The following is a 16,223-nucleotide window of genomic DNA, read 5'->3' on the forward strand; positions in this document are numbered from 1 at the left end:
ATCGATGAGTTGCCACGGCGCCGCGGCCGGCATCGTCGGCGGTGTGGTGGTCAACGGCGGCATGTTCGTCATGCTCTCCGTGGACGCACTCCCCGATGTGGCCCGGCCCAAGTCCCCCATCAGGACTGCGATGTCCACGAACCGTAAGGAGATCCGCCACCTGTCCATGTGCCCGCACGGCCAGACTCGTCCGCATGACTGAAGCCATTGCATACGACGTTGTGGTGCTGGGAGCGGGACCCGTCGGCGAGAACGTCGCTGACCGGGCACGGTCCGGCGGACTGAGCACGGCGATCGTGGAGAGCGAACTCGCCGGCGGAGAATGTTCGTACTGGGCGTGCATGCCCAGCAAGGCACTGCTGCGCCCGGTGATCGCACGGGCGGACGCGCGCCGCGTCCCCGGCCTGTGCCATGCCGTCCAGGGCCCCCTCGACACCGCCGCCGTGCTCGCCCACCGCGACAACTACGCCTCCCACTGGAAGGACGACGGCCAGGTCGCCTGGATCGAGTCCATAGGCGCCGACCTGTACCGCGGCCACGGCCGGCTCGCCGGACCGCGGACGGTCACGGTGACCGCCGCCGACGGCACCGTCACCACGCTCAGCGCCCGGCATGCCGTCGCCGTCTGCACCGGCACTCGTGCGGCCCTGCCGAGCCTGCCGGGCCTCGCCGACGCCAAGCCGTGGACCAGTCGCGAGGCCACCAGCGCCGACCATGTGCCCGCCCGGCTCGTGGTGGTCGGCGGTGGCGTCGTCGGCACCGAGATGGCCACGGCCTGGCAGGCACTCGGGTCACAGGTGACGCTCCTGGTGCGCGAGAACGGCCTGTTGAGCCGCATGGAGCCGTTCGCCGGGGAGTTGGCCACGGACGCGCTGCGCGAGGCGGGTGCCGACGTGCGCACCAGCGTGTCCGTGACTGCCGTCGAGCGCAACGGCGCCACCGTCTCGGTCACTCTCGACGACGGTTCGACGCTGGAGGCGGACGAGATCCTCTTCGCGACGGGCCGCGCCCCGCGGACCGACGACATCGGCCTGGAGTCCGTGGGCCTGGAGCCGGGCTCATGGCTGAGCGTCGACGACACCCTGCGCGTCGAGGGCAGCGAGTGGCTCTACGCCGTCGGCGACGTCAACCGCCGCGCGCTCCTCACCCACCAGGGCAAGTACCAGGCCCGCCAGGCGGGCGCCGCGATCACCGCGCGCGCCGCGGGAGTCCCGCTCCTGGCAACGGACCGCTGGGCTGCCCACGTGGCGACGGCCGACCACGGGGCCGTCCCCCAGGTCGTCTTCACCGACCCGGAGGCGGCCAGCGCGGGTCTCACGCTCGCCGAGGCCGAGGCGGCGGGCCACCGAGTGCGCGCCGTCGACTACGACCTCGCGAACGTCGCGGGCTCCGGCCTCTACGCCGACGGCTATACGGGCCGGGCCCGCATGGTCGTCGACCTCGACCGGGAGACCCTGCTCGGCGTCACGTTCGTCGGCCCGGGTGTCGGCGAACTCATCCACGCGGCGACGGTCGCGATCGCCGGCGAGGTCCCGATGGACCGGCTGTGGCACGCGGTACCGGCCTATCCGACGGTCAGCGAAGTCTGGCTGCGGTTGCTGGAGACGTACAGGGGCTGAGCATCGGACCGGTCGCGCGGGGCACGTCCGCGTGGCTGCCGCCTGGGCCGGTGATCCGCTGGAGCGGTTGCCGGCGCGTAGCCTCCGGGCCCAGGTGAATCCTTTCGCGGTCCCCGGGCCTCTTATGGACATTACCGTGGCACCAGGAGGGAGAAGCGGGATGGATGCGCTGCGCCAGTGCGGAGGTGGCCGTGGTTGACCGCGGTTGGGCGAGTGAGCAACTGATCGAGGCCGCTCAGGGCGGCGACGCGGACGCGATCGCCGCCCTGGTGCACGACGTACACCCGCACGTGCGGAGCTTCGCCCAGCATCTGTGCGCGTCTCCGCAGGACGCCGAGGATGCGGCGCAGGAAGCGCTGATCGTCCTCTATCGCAGGATCGGTACTCTGCGCGCCTCCGCGGCGCTCGCCTCCTGGATGTTCCGCATCGTCAAGCACGAGTGCCTGCGCCGTGTCCAACGGCTGCTCGACCACGACGTCGAGCGTGGTGCCGGCGCCGCGCCGTCGGCCGAGGACGAGGTCCTCGCACGGCTGGAGGCCGAGCGCGTCGCGCAGGCGATCCGGGCGTTGCCGGACCTCCAGCGCCGCGTGCTGATCATGCGCGACGCGCTGGGCCACCCGGGACGCACGGTCGCCGAGGCGCTCGGTCTGAGCACCCCGGCGATGAAGTCCCAACTGCACCGGGCCCGGACCGCGCTCCGGCTCAGCTTGCGGGGTGCGGCCGAGGGCAGCGAAGACCTCATCGGCGCCGCAGCCACGCGTGTGTGACCCGAACCGACTGCTGTTCACAACCCCAGCGCGAAAGGAAGCTTCGCCATGCTCACATCCGGATCGCCGGCCCCGCAGATGATGCTGGAGGACACCGCGGGGCAGACCGTCCGCCTCTCCGACTACCGGGGCAAGCACGCGGTGCTGCTCTACTTCCTGCGGTCGACATCCTGTCCCGTGTGCAACCGTCATGTCCGCGGACTCGCCCAGAGCGCTGAGGAGTTGGCGGCCGCCGGTGTCCATGTGCTGCTGGCCGTGCCCGAGGACCGGGAGACGGCGGCCGCGTGGAAGGCGAGACACCGGATCCCGTTCACCGTTCTCACCGGCCGCAGCGGTACCCCGCACGAGATGATCGGCCTGAGCAGGAAGATGTTCGGTTCGATGCAGCAATCCGGCAGCATCCTGATCGACTCCCAAGGCATCGTCCGCCACGCCCACGGCGCCACCATGCCGACCGGCGGCCTCGACAGGAAAGCAATCACCGCGGCTCTTGTCTCCCTGCGCGCCCCGGGGCGGATCGAGCAGGGCGATGGCCTCGCTGCGTATCCCCAACCGGGGAGCGCTGCGCCCGACAGGTGAGTCGTCTCATGTCGTCGGCGAATCAAGGTGAGTCGCCGGCGATCGCGCAGTCGCGGCTGCTCGCGCCGCCCGGTGCCGCTGGGCGGGGGAGGCGGAAGCGTCCTCGGGATGCTGGACGGTCATGATGTGTCGCTGTCACTGCGAGGCGGAGTCCGTACGTGCACGCAGGCGTGGGCCGGCCTGGGCTTCGAACTCCGGGTCGCCCTGCGTGAGGGTCACGCGATCTTTGGCCGCCGTGACGAACTGACCCGACAGCAGGGCCCCTTGGCGGTTGTCGAAACTCAAGATCGTCTACCGTATCGATGATCACGGATTCGCGGATTCCCCGGCGTGTGCGAGGCGCTCGTCCGTACGATCCGGGCGGGAGGTGCATCGGGTGCCCCAGGATGCGGAACCGGACCTGCGAGGACTGATCACGGTCCGGGGCATCCGCCGGTCGCGGGAAGAGCGAGTTTGAACATAGTCGCCTCCGTCGGTGGCAACTGGCAGTCGACGGGGACACGGTGCCCACCACATACCATCCGTCGCTTGATAAAGGGGAGACTTGTGAGCACATCCGAGGAGTCGTCATCGTCCTCGACCGCCCGGTATGGGGACCTTGAGCGGCTGCTGATCGGGGCCTCGGATCCGGCCAAGGCGGGCCTCGACGATTTCACCGAGTTGGCCTCACCGTCGTCCGACGAAGACCCGCCGCCGATGACCGGCCCGACCCCGGAAAGCACGGCTCTGCTGAACCGGGCGTTCACCGACAAGCCCGCGAGGGAGGAGGTCAGGACCTCGTTCGCGAACGCCGACTCCTCGATCGTCGTCGACGAGGGGGTCTCGGAGCGGGCGGCGGGGGCGGCCGCGACCTGGATGGCTGACATGCGACAGGTGTACGCCCAGTGCGCCGCCTGGACGATCAGCATCGGCGATCAGGAGATTTCTGTTCAGGTGGTGGAACCGGCCGAGGATCGGAGCGAGCCGCTCCAGGTGGAGCGGAGGTTCGGTGACGAGGCATTGATGCGCACGATGCTCGCTGGTCCGGTCGGGCAGCGGGCCCAGATCACCACTCTCCTGGTTCGCGAGGGTGACCGGGTCCTGGAACTGACGTTCCGTAGCTTGGCGGCCGAGTCCGGTACCCCTGAGGCGACCCGGCTGGACACCGCGATGTCGAAGTTCCTTGAGCTGGCTCCGGCGAAGTTCATGGGTCTGCCGGTCGGCTAGAGATCCACAACTGATGCGCACACAACATGGCGGAGGCCCCGGCTGGAAGCATCGTGTCCCGGCCGGGGCCTTCGGCTTCCTTCCCCTGGCCGGTGCAGTGGTGCCGGCTCACCTGAGCCGCATGGTGTCGTGAGCCGCGACCCGGCCCAGCTCGATCACGACTCTGAGCCTCCGCAATCTCGAATTCCGCTGTTCAGGTGGGTTGGTGTGAAGCCTCGCTCGCCGGCGGTGGTGGGACGCGGGCACATCGCTTTCCCGGACTACGACTTGAAGCCGTAATCGAGCAGCTTCACGGCGTCGGGGTAGCGCTTCGCGTCGTTCAGGACCGTGCCGATCAGCGTCCTGTCGCCACGAGTCGCGGCGAACACCAGGCAAGGACCCGAAGCGGTGGCGGTGCCGGTCTTGATGCCGATGATGCCCTTGTAGGAGCCGAGCAGTTTGTTGGTGTTGTACCAGGCGTATGTGCGGGTACGGCCGTTGCTCGCGATCGCCGTCTGCGTGGTCTCCTTGGACTTCACGACCGTACGGAAGGTCGCGTTCTTGACCGTGTACGCGGCCAGTTTCGTCAAGTCCTTCGGCGTCGTGTAGTTGTTGCCCGCTCTGGACAGGCCGTCGAACGAATCGAACTTGCTCTTCGTCATGCCGAGTGAGGCGGCCTTCTGGTTCATCTTCGCAATGAACGACTTCGTGCGCGCCGAGACCGTCGAGCCGCTGCCGAAGGTGTCGGCCAAGGCGTACGCCGCGTCGCTGCCGGAGGGCAGTAGCGCCGCGTAGAAGAGCTGACGCACGCTCAGTTTGTCGCCGGTGCGCAGGTCGGCGGTGCTGGCGTGCTGGGCAGCGACGTAGTCCCGATAGGCCTGCTTGACGATGACCGTGCGATTCAGGTTCAGACCGGGAGTATCGAGGACGACGGCTACGGTCATCACCTTGGTGGTGGAGGCCATCGGCCGCTTGATGTCCGCGGCCTTCCCGAACAACTGACTGCCGCTCTCGCCGTCCGCGAGGTAGGCACCCTTGGCGCTGATGGACGGGGGCTTGACGACCGCGGCGGTGAGAGCCAGCGTGACCACCGGAACGGCGGCCAAGGCGGCGCCGGTCGTCCCGACGACGGCGAGGCTCATGCGCCCGCTACGGATGCTACGTATCACAGTCGTTGCTCCGAATTCATGAAAGGAATAAGTCGGACTCCGGGAAGGGGAGTTCCGGAAGCGAGACATGCCAGAGCGGCACACGGCATGCCCGAGCGGGAAGCCCCCGCCGCGAGGCGCCTCTACCGGATCGCCGCGACGGCGCCCGCCCGCCGACCGGGAACACGAAGCCGAAGCACGGTCAAACGCCGCGTCTGTAGAGCGCCTTGGGCCGCGACACCTGCTCCTGTGAAATCCCGTCAGCGCCCAGGCATGCCAGATCGATGACGAACTCACTCACCATCTGCGAACACCCAGGGCCCCGCCTCACGCCTTTCCGCACAACTCCCCCGATCTTCGTCACGCCCGGCCTCGCCTCACGCCGACCGCGCTGAAATCTCACAACATCGAGGGCAGCAAAAACAGGAATGGGAACAGTCCGTCAGGGTTTCGTCATGATCGGAAACCTTCCGGCCTCAGATGCGTCAAGGGCGCCCAGGCGCACGACAGACTCGGGAAGCAACAGGGCGCCGACAAGGTCGAACGTCGGCGGCCGACCGCTCAGGAACCGAGCCGTCCGCGCCCAAGCCGGCTGACGAAGAGCCGATGAATACGTCTCGTAACCGATACGCCACACATCGGGCCCGAAACTTACCGAACGCTGACCTCAGCCGGTCGGCGGCGCCCGCAACGCCCATCACGCACTAACGTCAGCCACGAGCGCCTGGACGACACCCGGCCACGGCCGTTTCCGGGCCGTACCACCGACTCCCGGCTTCACTCTCTTGCTGAGCTGCATCTCCGGCCTGGCCAGACGCTGGGCTCGGCGTCGGCCGTGGAGGTTGACACTGGTGGTGCGATCGCTCTTCACCACGCCTGACCCCACACATGAAGGCCCGGCCGCCACCGCTCGCGCGACGCCGGGCGAGCGAGAGGAGACACCCATGACCGCCTACCCGGCGATGATCGCCCCGGTCAATCACGTGGAGCCGGTACCACGGAGAATCCGCGCGGTACTGGCCTCGGAGACCGTCATCGACACCTCCCGCGCGTGGTACGTGTGGGAGTGGAGCTACTACCCGCAGTACTACATCCCCCTTGAGGACATCCACCCCGACCTGCTCGTCAGCGAGGGCCGCACCCAGCACAGCGCCCGGGGCACGGTTGAGGTACACGCCCTTCAGCTCGGCGACATCCGCCGTCCCCGCGCGGCCAAGCTGCTGCGCGACTCCCCCATCGAGGGCCTGGCGGGAACCGTCCGCTTCGACTGGGACTCGCTGGACGCGTGGTACGAGGAGGACGAACAGGTCTTCGTCCATCCCCGCAACCCGTACGTACGCGTCGACGCGCTGCGTTCTACGCGTCCCATCCGCGTCGAACTCGAAGGAGTCGTCCTCGCCGAGGCCCCCTCATCGGTGATGGTGTTCGAGACGGGGCTCCCGACGCGGTACTACCTGGACCGCGGGCAGATCGACTTCCGGCAGCTCATGGCGACCGACACGGTGACCGCCTGCCCGTACAAGGGCGTCACCAGCGGCTATTGGTCCGTCCGTACGGGCGACCGGATCCATCCCGACTTGGCCTGGTCCTACGACTTCCCCACGCGGCAGCTGATGCCGATCGCCGGACTGGTCGCCTTCTACAACGAACAGGTCGACATCTTCCTGGACTCCGAGCGCCTGGAGCGTCCCACGACGCACTTCTTCCCTGCCTCGAAGGACTGAATGCGGACGGCACCGACGGTCGACCGGCGACGGCACGGCCGTCCCGGGCCGACTGCGGATCGCCTCAGACCGCCGGCCCCACGCACGTCAACGAACTACGTCGAAGACGTTCTTCTGCAGCCCGTTGGCGTAGAGCTCGTGCTCGACCAGCTTCAGCTTCTGAGTGTCCTTGTCCGTGGCGCTGAACAGACGCTTGCCCGCGCCGAGCAGCAGTGGGAAGACCAGCAGGTGGTAGCGGTCGATCAGACCCGCGTCCGAAAGGCTGTGGTTCAGGGAGGCACTGCCGTGGACGATGATCGGGCCTCCCTCGGTCTCCTTCAGTGCGGCGACCTCGTCGAGCGAGCGCAGGATCGTGGTCTCGCCCCAGTTCGAGACCAGGTTGTCCTCGGTGAGGGTGGTGGAGACGACGTACTTGGGCATCACCTTGTAGTCGGCGAACTCCTCCATGTCCGGCCACACCGGGCTGAACGCCTCGTAGCTGACCCGGCCCATCAAGACCGCGGCGGCTTCCTGCTGTTCCCTCCCCTTGATTTCGAATGCCTCGGGGAGGAACTCGACATCCTTGAAAGTCCATCCAGCGTTCCGGTAGCCGGCTTCGCCACCCGGGGATTCCACGACGCCGTCGAGCGACATGAATGCGGTGCTGATCAGAGTACGCATCTGGGGTTCCTTGAAGTCTCGTGTCCGGTTTTCGATTGCTCGGTGTGTGCCTCGACCGTGCTTGAGGCACCGGCTCCTGTCCGCGAGGCCTCGGCCAGGAGCGCCCCGACCACCGCCCGGTAGACCGCCCGGTCACGCCGCCCTTGAGTCGCTCCTCAGCGCGCTCGACCAGACCGAGCCAGGCTCAGTGACGTCGAGCATGGTCCCAGCATGGGACCGACAAAAAAATTTGTCAAGAAAAACAGAGTTGTCGGATGGGCCGGTGCTGGTGCTGGTGGCTTCTCTCGCGCATGCGGCGCACCTGGTGAGCGCTGACACGGTCCCGAGATACGGGCCGCACCCCGCGGAGACGGTCCACCCGGGAATCCGCGAGGCCATCGGACCCACACGGGGAACAGCCGGCCCAGTCGGCTAACCACTGATGCCCAGGACCTGTGCGGTGCCGTCGGCCAGGGCGGTGATCCGGACCTGACCGGCAGGGAACGGGTCCATTCCGCCCGGGCCGGCGATCTGGGCGAAGCCGCTCCAGGAGAAGTTGTCCTTCCTGATGTTGTGCCAGACATTGCCGTCGCTGCCGACGACGACCACCTGTGCCGATCCGTCGGGCATGCCCGCGATGTCGATGCTGCTGGCGCCCATTCTGTTCGAGTCGACGCCCGCGGGTGGGGCGAAGCCGTCCCATCGCCCGTCGGGATGGCGTACCTGGTGGTAGACGCACCCGTCGAGGCCGATCGCCACCACTTGGGAGGTGCCGTCGGGCAGACCCGTAATGGCCAAGGCAGGTCCGGAGAAGGTGGGCGCCCCGCCGAACCCGGCCAGCCGGGTCCAGGACGTCCAGGAGCCGTCCGTGTGGCGGAGGCACATGTACATGGCGCCGTCGGTGTTGTACGACAGGACCTGGGCCGAGCCATCGGGCATGCCGGCCAGGGCGACCTTCGTCGCGCCGAAGGTGCTGTTCGGCGTGAGACCGGGAACGGGGCGCAGGCCCGTCAGCGCGCCGTCGGTGAGGCGCTTCTGGTGGTACAGAGCGCCGTCCATGCTGGTGGCCACGAGCTGGCTGGTTCCGTCGGGCATTGCCGTGATGGCCGCCTCGCGTGCGGTGAAGTCGTTCTGTCCGCCGGGGCCGTCCAGGCGCTGCCAGGGCCGGGACAGGGCGGAGCCGTTGAGGGTGGCGATCCAGAGGCTGTTGTCGGGCTTGAGCCCCAGGATCTGTACGGACCCGTCGGGCATACCGGCGGCGGAAATCTGGATTCCGGCGAAGGTGGGGTCGCTCCCGGCGCCGTGAAGTGGCCGCATGCTGGTCCAGCTTCCGTCCGGCCTGCGGGCGCTTTGGAACAGGACGCGCTTCTCGATGGCGTACGGCGGACGGTTCGCGGTGTAGAACCAGACGGGGTTCGTGATGGCCACCATCTGATCGAGCGTGCTGGAGCCGGGCTGCAGGCGGCGCACCTCGGCGCGGGCGAAGAGGGAGGCCTTGCCCCAGCCACGCCAGTGCAGTTGTCCGGAGCCGCCGGCGCCAATGGGTGCCGATGCCATGATCCCCCACTCCGTGTAGAGCGTGACCACGGTGTTGGGGGCGCCGGAAACTGAGGCCGTGACATCGACCGCGTCGAAGAGGCCGAGCGGGAGTTCTTCGCCCGGCCCGGCGGTGCGGCCGGCGCCGCCTGCCGTGAAGTCCACCGTGACGGCGGCCGATTCCGCGGCGTAGGACTTGCCCTGCCGCAGTGAGGCCAGGATCGCTGTGGTGGACAGTGCGGAGGCGTTGACGACGTTGTGCGGGAGGCCGATGGTGTCGGTCGTGGCGTGCGCGTCGCTGTTGCCCAGGCCGGGAATGCGTTTCCCGAGACACAGTGCGCCGTGCCAGAGGGCGACGTTGGCCGCGTCGTCGAGTGTCCAGGGACCGTTCCACACCTCCATGGCATCGACGTGGTCGAGGCCGAATTCCCAGAAGGATCCCGGGCCCGGGGTCGTGGGATGCGCGGCGACAACGAGTCCGCCCAGACTGTGAACGCGCTGGACGTGCCGGTCGAGTTCACCCTGGTCGCTGGGGGCGTAGCGCCAGTCCACCCACTCCCCCTGCGGCAGTCCCACGGCCAGCCAGTGGCCGTGCCGGGTGGTGACCTCTTCCGCGTTGATCACCAGGAGGTCCGAGGGGATGTTTCCGCGCCAGGAGACCCCGGTGGAACTGGTGTTGTGGTCCGAGGCGGCGATGAAGTCCAGCTTGCTCCGGCGGGCGTCCGCGACCATCAGGTCCACGGTGCGCGCGCCGTCCGAGTGGACGCTGTGCAGGTGCAGGTCACCGCGGTACCAGCCGGCGCCCCGGCCGTGGACCGAGTCGGGCAGGGCGTCGTACGGAATCTGCTGGGGCGGAGAGCCGTAGTCCAGGGTCACGCCGACTTGCCAGCCCATGCCGGAGGCCTTGTAGACGATGGGACCGAGGGCGACGGACCACTTGCCTGCTTCGATCGGCCCAGGAACGTAGCCAGGAGTGGCGTCGGCCGCAGAGAGCGTGAAGTCGCGCCTGGCGCCGCCGGACCACCCGCGGAACCCCGACGGGCCGAAGATTCCTATGTCGAGGACGTTGGACATGACGCCGGGGACGAGGATAAAGGCTTCAAAGCTTGAGGTGACCGAGATTCGGTTCACGCCGGCCGGGACATCTAAGTCGATGTAGGCCCACTGGTCGAACCCCAGCGGGGAATGCCCCTGGTAGGACTTGGTCACCTGGTTGCCATCGGTCTGTGTGTCCGCCCTGACGATCCCGGCGGGCACCATGGCCGCGAGGCCGCCGGTGGCGAGCAGCGTGCCCAGGCGCAGCACGTCACGGCGGTGCACCAGCCCGCCCGGTTCCGGTTCCGGTTCCGGTTCTCCGTGTCTGTCAGATCCGAGATCACTCGGCACCGCACGACCTCCGAATGTTGTGAACCTGCCAACTATGGGAAATTCGTACGCCTCCGAAGCTTCCCCATGCCCGCGTCGACTGCCCGGGACGGCACGGAGACCTCTTGCTCGTTCGAACGACCAGGAAGGTACCGGTAGGACAGCCAAGCAGGCGCTGCCACGGATGCATAGGCCCGCCCTGGCCGTTCTCGGGCCCGCGGTGGCCGTTCTCGTGCTCGCCCAACCACTGGTTGCGAAGACTCTCTAGGCATGACGTCCACCGCCCTCTACCCTCAGTGCCCGACTTCGGCCTCTTCCCCCAAGGAGGGCGTACCAAGATGAGACGTGGAACGGACAGCACCGGCTTACGGCGTTCGGCGGCCGCTCTGGTCGCCCTGATGGTCGCTGTCGCGGCCCTCGTGATCGGCAGCGGACCGGCACAGGCAGCCCCCGCCGCGTCGACCGGTCGGGCCACGGCCGGTCGGGCCTCGGCCGCGACGGTGGACCTGTCGCGCTGGATGGGCGACATGCACGGCTATCTCGACAACCAGCCGCTCAACCGGATCGCGATGCCGGGCAGTCACGACTCCGGCAGCTGGAGCATTCCGGCCGACCCCGGCCTGTGCACCAGTGGCTGGTCCTACAACGTCGCCAAGCTGGACCCACGCCTGGCCGCCAGCATCTCGCGGGCCCAGAGCGGCAGTCTCACCGACCAGCTCGACGAGGGCGCCCGCTATCTCGATCTGCGGCTGTGCTTCGAGGGCGGACAGTGGAGGACCTTCCACGGCGCCCCGATGGGAGGGCTGTTCTTCGACGAGACCTCGGGCGAGGCGGCCTCGATCAAGCGCTGGATCGACGATCACCCTTCGGAGGTCGTCATCATCAACGTGTCCGCCGCTGTCCCGGCAGGCGCCGACGCGAAGGAACCGCTGACCAGGTTGCGGGACCTGTTCGGCTTCCACGTGGCCACGCGCACCGAGCTGTCCCCGACCTCCGCCTACGGCGACTTCGTGAAGGCCGGGAAGAACGTCGTACTCGTCGACTCGTCGGCAGCGCTCGACCAGCCGTGGGCCTGGCACGCGGACAGCATCTCCGACCGCGGCAGCTACCCGGCCGGCGATCCGTCCTGGTGGGAGATCCTCAAGGCCTTCTTCAACGGCAGCCCGCCACAGCCGATCTACGACCAGACGCTGTCCCTGAACCAGGCTGCCCTCGCCCGCGACCCGGGCGCGGACGCCGGCCGGTTCTTCGTGCTGGCGAGCATCGTCCAGCCGGATCTGCAGATACCGCAGCTGTTCCTGATCCGGTTGCTGTCGCCGTTCTTCCCCGCTTCGGTCCGGGACAACTACCTCATGTACCTCGCGAATGGCCTGAACCCTCAGCTGGTCACCAAGCTGCGGATGGACTGGCGAGCAACTGAACTGGCCCGCAACATGAACATCGTTGCGATCGACGACTTGGGCCACCGGCCGCAGGGCGACCTTCAACGCGCCGTCATCGACATCAACACCCTTCCCGGCAGGGCCACCTGACGACCACTCACATCCGTCGGGTCCAGGCATGGGCCCGACGGACTTCGGTACGACACCCCGCCCTCCCCCAGCCCCATCGGCGTCGCTCCTCGGGCTTCGACGCGGCCGAGGAGACGGCACACACGCCTCAGGCGTTCGCGGCGGACGACCCCACGCCGAGGCCGGTGAGGAAGGCGGCGAGGACGCGGATCAGGCGGGGTTCCACCTCGACGACGGCATGGCTGAGCCGGGGGTCGCTGGTATAGAGCTCTCGCAGGCGGGGGCCGGGAGTGGCCATCTGCCACAGCGCCCCCGCCAGGCTCGTCGCCGTGGCGATGGTGTCGACGGTCTGCAGTTCGGTCAGCCCCAGCAGTCGGTGCAGCTCGCCGCCGATCAGTTCGATCTCGTGGAGCGTCACCAGCTTGAAGGACCGCACCGACTCGGCCGACACGTTCCGCTCAAGGTTCAGGGGCGCCTGTGCGAGCAGGTCGCAGAACATGGGGCGCGCCGCCAGCGTGCCGGCGATGACCTCGGCGACCTCGGCCGGCGTGGCGTGCTCCCGGCGTTCGAGGTCGCCGCGCAGGTCGGCGGACCACTGCCGCCAGCCCTCCGCGGTCAGTTCGAGGAAGATCTGCTCTTTTGTCTCGAAGTAGCGCAGCAGCGCTGACTTGTGCATGCCCACGACCGCGGCGATGTCGGTGAGCGTGACGTCGCGCACACCACACTGACGCCCCAGCGTGCGGGCGGCGTCCAGGATCGCCTCTTCTCGCGCCTGTTTGGCCTCGGCGCTGCGCGCACGCTGAAAGACGGACTCGCTCATGCAGGACATCATAGAAAGTTTTAAGGCAACGGTGTTGCGTTATTAAGAGAACGGTGTTGCACTAAGTGCATGAGTACACAAGATCCCCTGGTCTGGTTCATCACCGGTTCGTCGCGCGGCCTCGGCCGCGAGCTGGTCGCCGCCGCCCTGGAGGCCGGCGACCGCGTCGTGGCCACGGCCCGGCGCCCCGAGGCCCTCGCGGAAGCGTTCAGCGAGTACGGCGACCGCGTCCTCCCCCTCCCCCTGGACGTCACCAGTGCGGACGCGGCCCGCGAGGCCGTAGAGGCGGCCGTCGCACGCTTCGGGCGCGTCGACGTGATCGTGAACAATGCCGGGTACGCGAACCTGTCGCCCATCGAGACCGCGGACGACGCCGACTTCCGCGCCCAGTTCGAGACGAACTTCTGGGGCGTCTACAACGTCACGAAGGCCGCGCTCCCCACCCTGCGCCGGCAGGGGGCGGGCACCGTCGTGCAATTCTCCTCCGTCGGGGGGCGGGTCGGCGGATCGCCGGGCATAGCCTCGTACCAAGCGGCCAAGTTCGCGGTCGACGGCTTCAGCCGCGTCCTCGCCACGGAGACCGCACCGTTCGGCGTGCGGGTCATGGTCGTCGAACCCAGCGGCTTCGCCACCGACTGGGCCGGCTCCTCCATGACGGTCCACGACATCCCCGACGCCTACGACCAGACGGTCGGCGCGATGAACCGCCGTGTGCGACAGGCCGCCGACGGCGCGGCCGGAGACCCTCGCCGGGCAGCCGAGATCATCGTGCGGACCGTACGACGCGACGAGATCCCGAGTCATCTCCTGCTGGGCGTGAACGCCGTGACCATGGCGCTGGACTACTCCCACCGCCAGCTCACGGAGGCGACCACCTGGGAGAAGGTGAGCCGATCGGCCGACTTCGACGAGCCCTACCCCGCACAACTCCCATGAAGCGCAAGGGTTTTCGGCGGCGCGTCACCCGCACCAGTCCGATGGCTCAGCTTTCAGTGATGAGTGCCTGAGCCCGACGAGCGATTTCGTCCGGGGTCAGGTCCTCTACGTGCGTCAGCAGGACCCAGACGTGTCCGTAGGGATCCCGCAGGATGGCCGTGCGGTCGCCGTGAAACTGGTCGGTCGGCGGCTGCAGAAGTTCCGCGCCGGCCGCGACGGCCCGCTGCGCAAGTGCGTCGACATCATCGACGAAGGCGTGCAGCCCCACGGTCGTACCGCCGAGGCCGGTCGGTGCGGCGAATATCGGGCCCTCGGCATCGCCCAGCATGATGGTGGATCCCTGAATGCTGATCTCCGCGTGCAGAATGCGCCCGTCCGGCTGGCCCAGACGGAACAGTTCCTCGGCCCCGAACGCCTTGCTGTAGAAGTCGATCGCGTTCGCGGCACCATCGATCATCACGTGTGCGATCACGGCGTTGCGGTAATGCTCGGGAACGGTGGTCGCGGCCATGGAAATGCCTCCCTGGTTGGCTGATGGCTGACGGCCACGAAGTTAGAAGCTGAACCCAACTTGAGGTCAAGCGCCGGTCGGCAGCGAACACCCATTGCTCGTCCGGTTCAGGTACGGAGCCAGCTGACTAGGGTCGCCGCAGATCAGGACGGGGTCAGGGCCGGTGGGCCGTACCCGGAGGTACCGCCCACCCTGGAGCAGCTGGTGTCAGCGCCGGGCAACCCGGCGCAGGCCCCAGGCCCGGACTCGGGCGCTGCCACCGATGCCGACTACGACGGCCGCCACAATGAGCAGCGCGGTCGCCGCGGTGTCGAGCGTGACCGGCCGACGAACCGGCAGCAGTGCCAGTGCCCCGTCAGCGCTTGCCTCACCGTGGCCCCGCGGCAAGCCGCAGCAGCGCGTCGCACAGGACTCCCGGCGAACCGGAGGTGACGCACAGCTTCACGCGGCCGTCGGCGCGGACGACAGCCAGGTCGGCGTCCTGGTTCGTGCCCGCCGGACGATGATCCGGCGTGAGAATCACGGACCCTCCACGGTCATCGAGCGACCAACTTCCCGCGCCGGTGAGCGTCCCGCCCGACGAGGTATCGACTGGCAGCCCAACAGCAGAGAACCGTCCGTTGGCGGCAAACTCGACCTGCCCGGTATTGCCGTCCTCTGTCGTCCAGGTCCCGAGGAGGGAGGACCGCGAGGAGACGACAGCGAACCGGGGCTCCGCGTTGTACAGGTCCATGAGACGCCAGGCGGCCCCGGCGAGGAGCGCAGCAGCCAAGACCACGAGCGCCGCGAGACGACGCCATCGCGTCGGCCGCCGATCCCTCTCACTCACCGCACATCCCCCACCGCATGCTTGATCATGAATCGGGGACAGTGTGGCAAAGGGAACCCGTGCGCGTCACCGCATTCCGCTTGCCGTCTCCCACCACGTGCTCAGCCCAGATAGAAGTCCTTACGCGCGGCGACGAAAGCCTCAATCGTCTGAGGGGGTACTCCCGTCACACGTTCCACGTCGTCGGAGGTGCGGTCGTAGCGGTTCTCCTGATGGAGACGACCCATGGTGGCGATGTGTTGTTCGACGTGCGGCGGCAGGCCCACCTTCGCGAGGATCTCCTCCCGCCACCGGTCCAACGGCACGTCCACATAGGACACCGGATGCCCCAGCGCCCGCGAGAACTCGCGAGCAATCTCTGCCATGTCGACGGTGCGTGGCCCGGTCAGTTCATAGACGCGCCCGACGTGCGGGGCTGGGGTACGCAGCACGGTGGCCACTACTCGGGCGACGTCGTCCACGGCCACCGGCGAGGTGCGCCCGGTACCGAAGGGCAGTGAGATGGTGCCATCGGCCTGGATCGACCGTGCCGCGAGCGTGGTGAACAGGGGGTTGTCCAGGAACGACGTCGGCCGGATATGGATGACCGGCAGGCCCGACCAGTTCAGGACCTGCTCCGCCAGCCAGTGCAGCCGCTGTTGATGTGACTCGCTGGTGCTGGTGGCGGTCATCTGGGACACCGTCATCTGCGAGAGGCCCACCAGGCCGTCCAGCTTCCCGTATTCGCGGGCCACGGAAGCCACCACCGTTGTCGCCAGCAGATGGTCCGGCGACACGGGCATGGCGAAGTACATCCGCCCGACGTCCTCCAGGGCGGCAGCGACAGTCTCGGGCCGGGTGAGGTCACCGACGACCACCTCCGCGCCGAGCGCACGCAGCCCGGCCGCGCGGTCGTCCTCCTTTCGGACCATCACGCGCACCGGCACGTCGTCCGCGCGGAGCCGCTCCAGGACCGTGCGGCCTACGCCCCCCGCGTTGGCGATGAGGACGAGATTGCTGGCATCCATGACTGGATCTCCTTCTGGGGCTGGGGGCGTGAACGTCGATCACACGA

At 68.3% G+C, this 16,223-nt stretch carries 16 protein-coding genes; 8 read left to right on the forward strand and 8 right to left on the reverse strand.

The features are described from left to right. The first annotated feature begins 4 nt into the window (after positions 1-4). From IPZ69_RS00270 to IPZ69_RS00285, 4 genes are all read left to right on the forward strand, one after another. On the forward strand, positions 5-202 hold the full coding sequence (locus IPZ69_RS00270) for a hypothetical protein (protein ID WP_235451542.1): 198 nt from the start codon (positions 5-7) through the stop codon (positions 200-202). Further along, entirely contained in the window at positions 195-1,619 is a 1,425-nt protein-coding gene (locus IPZ69_RS00275) for a dihydrolipoyl dehydrogenase family protein (RefSeq protein WP_235451543.1), read from the forward strand. The genes IPZ69_RS00270 and IPZ69_RS00275 overlap by 8 nt, the downstream gene beginning before the upstream one ends. A 191-nt stretch (positions 1,620-1,810) precedes the next feature. After that, the gene (locus IPZ69_RS00280) at positions 1,811-2,386 is read left to right on the forward strand and encodes an RNA polymerase sigma factor (protein ID WP_235451544.1); all 576 of its coding nucleotides are present in this window, start codon (positions 1,811-1,813) and stop codon (positions 2,384-2,386) included. Between the two features lie 48 nt (positions 2,387-2,434). Continuing rightward, entirely contained in the window at positions 2,435-2,965 is a 531-nt protein-coding gene (locus IPZ69_RS00285) for a peroxiredoxin family protein (RefSeq protein WP_235451545.1), read from the forward strand. A gap of 135 nt (positions 2,966-3,100) precedes the next feature. Here the strand turns inward: IPZ69_RS00285 and IPZ69_RS00290 are convergent, their stop codons facing one another. Further along, positions 3,101-3,250 carry a hypothetical protein gene (locus tag IPZ69_RS00290; RefSeq protein ID WP_235451546.1) on the reverse strand — a complete coding sequence of 50 codons (150 nt, stop codon included), beginning with the start codon at positions 3,248-3,250 and terminating at the stop codon, positions 3,101-3,103. Between the two features lie 261 nt (positions 3,251-3,511). Between IPZ69_RS00290 and IPZ69_RS00295 the strand changes: the two genes are divergently transcribed. Continuing rightward, positions 3,512-4,171, forward strand: a complete 660-nt coding sequence (locus tag IPZ69_RS00295; protein WP_235451547.1) for a hypothetical protein — start codon at positions 3,512-3,514, stop codon at positions 4,169-4,171. A 260-nt stretch (positions 4,172-4,431) separates the two neighbouring features. Here the strand turns inward: IPZ69_RS00295 and IPZ69_RS00300 are convergent, their stop codons facing one another. Next, the gene (locus IPZ69_RS00300) at positions 4,432-5,292 is read right to left on the reverse strand and encodes a D-alanyl-D-alanine carboxypeptidase family protein (protein WP_235451548.1); all 861 of its coding nucleotides are present in this window, start codon (positions 5,290-5,292) and stop codon (positions 4,432-4,434) included. Between the two features lie 950 nt (positions 5,293-6,242). On the opposite strand from IPZ69_RS00300, the gene IPZ69_RS00305 reads away from it, so the two are divergent. Further along, positions 6,243-7,022, forward strand: a complete 780-nt coding sequence (locus IPZ69_RS00305) for a DUF427 domain-containing protein (protein WP_235451549.1) — start codon at positions 6,243-6,245, stop codon at positions 7,020-7,022. Between the two features lie 87 nt (positions 7,023-7,109). Here the strand turns inward: IPZ69_RS00305 and IPZ69_RS00310 are convergent, their stop codons facing one another. Continuing rightward, entirely contained in the window at positions 7,110-7,682 is a 573-nt protein-coding gene (locus tag IPZ69_RS00310) for a dihydrofolate reductase family protein (protein ID WP_235451550.1), read from the reverse strand. 411 nt (positions 7,683-8,093) lie between these two features. Then, the gene (locus IPZ69_RS00315) at positions 8,094-10,517 is read right to left on the reverse strand and encodes a CehA/McbA family metallohydrolase (RefSeq protein WP_235451551.1); all 2,424 of its coding nucleotides are present in this window, start codon (positions 10,515-10,517) and stop codon (positions 8,094-8,096) included. A 383-nt stretch (positions 10,518-10,900) separates the two neighbouring features. Here IPZ69_RS00315 and IPZ69_RS00320 point away from each other — a divergent pair, with 383 nt between their 5' ends. Then, on the forward strand, positions 10,901-12,094 hold the full coding sequence (locus IPZ69_RS00320) for a hypothetical protein (RefSeq protein ID WP_235451552.1): 1,194 nt from the start codon (positions 10,901-10,903) through the stop codon (positions 12,092-12,094). Positions 12,095-12,221: 127 nt separating this feature from the next. On the opposite strand, the gene IPZ69_RS00325 is transcribed toward IPZ69_RS00320, so the two are convergent. Then, a complete protein-coding gene (locus IPZ69_RS00325; RefSeq protein ID WP_235451553.1) occupies positions 12,222-12,893 on the reverse strand; it encodes a TetR/AcrR family transcriptional regulator in 672 nt (223 codons plus the stop codon). Positions 12,894-12,962: 69 nt separating this feature from the next. On the opposite strand from IPZ69_RS00325, the gene IPZ69_RS00330 reads away from it, so the two are divergent. Beyond that, a complete protein-coding gene (locus tag IPZ69_RS00330; RefSeq protein ID WP_235451554.1) occupies positions 12,963-13,829 on the forward strand; it encodes an SDR family NAD(P)-dependent oxidoreductase in 867 nt (288 codons plus the stop codon). Between the two features lie 46 nt (positions 13,830-13,875). Here the strand turns inward: IPZ69_RS00330 and IPZ69_RS00335 are convergent, their stop codons facing one another. The 3 genes from IPZ69_RS00335 to IPZ69_RS00345 all read right to left on the reverse strand — a co-directional run bounded on the left by IPZ69_RS00335 (position 13,876) and on the right by IPZ69_RS00345 (position 16,176). Further along, positions 13,876-14,340: a VOC family protein gene (locus IPZ69_RS00335; RefSeq protein WP_235451555.1), complete on the reverse strand. Its 465-nt coding sequence runs from the start codon at positions 14,338-14,340 to the stop codon at positions 13,876-13,878. Positions 14,341-14,707: 367 nt separating this feature from the next. Continuing rightward, entirely contained in the window at positions 14,708-15,073 is a 366-nt protein-coding gene (locus IPZ69_RS00340; protein ID WP_235451556.1) for a hypothetical protein, read from the reverse strand. 197 nt (positions 15,074-15,270) lie between these two features. Continuing rightward, positions 15,271-16,176 (reverse strand): NmrA family NAD(P)-binding protein, encoded by a 906-nt coding sequence (locus IPZ69_RS00345; RefSeq protein WP_235451557.1) that lies wholly within the window; start codon positions 16,174-16,176, stop codon positions 15,271-15,273. Positions 16,177-16,223 lie beyond the last annotated feature (47 nt).

The organism is Streptomyces olivochromogenes (genome assembly GCF_021538895.1).
Taxonomy (GTDB): domain Bacteria; phylum Actinomycetota; class Actinomycetes; order Streptomycetales; family Streptomycetaceae; genus Streptomyces; species Streptomyces olivochromogenes_A.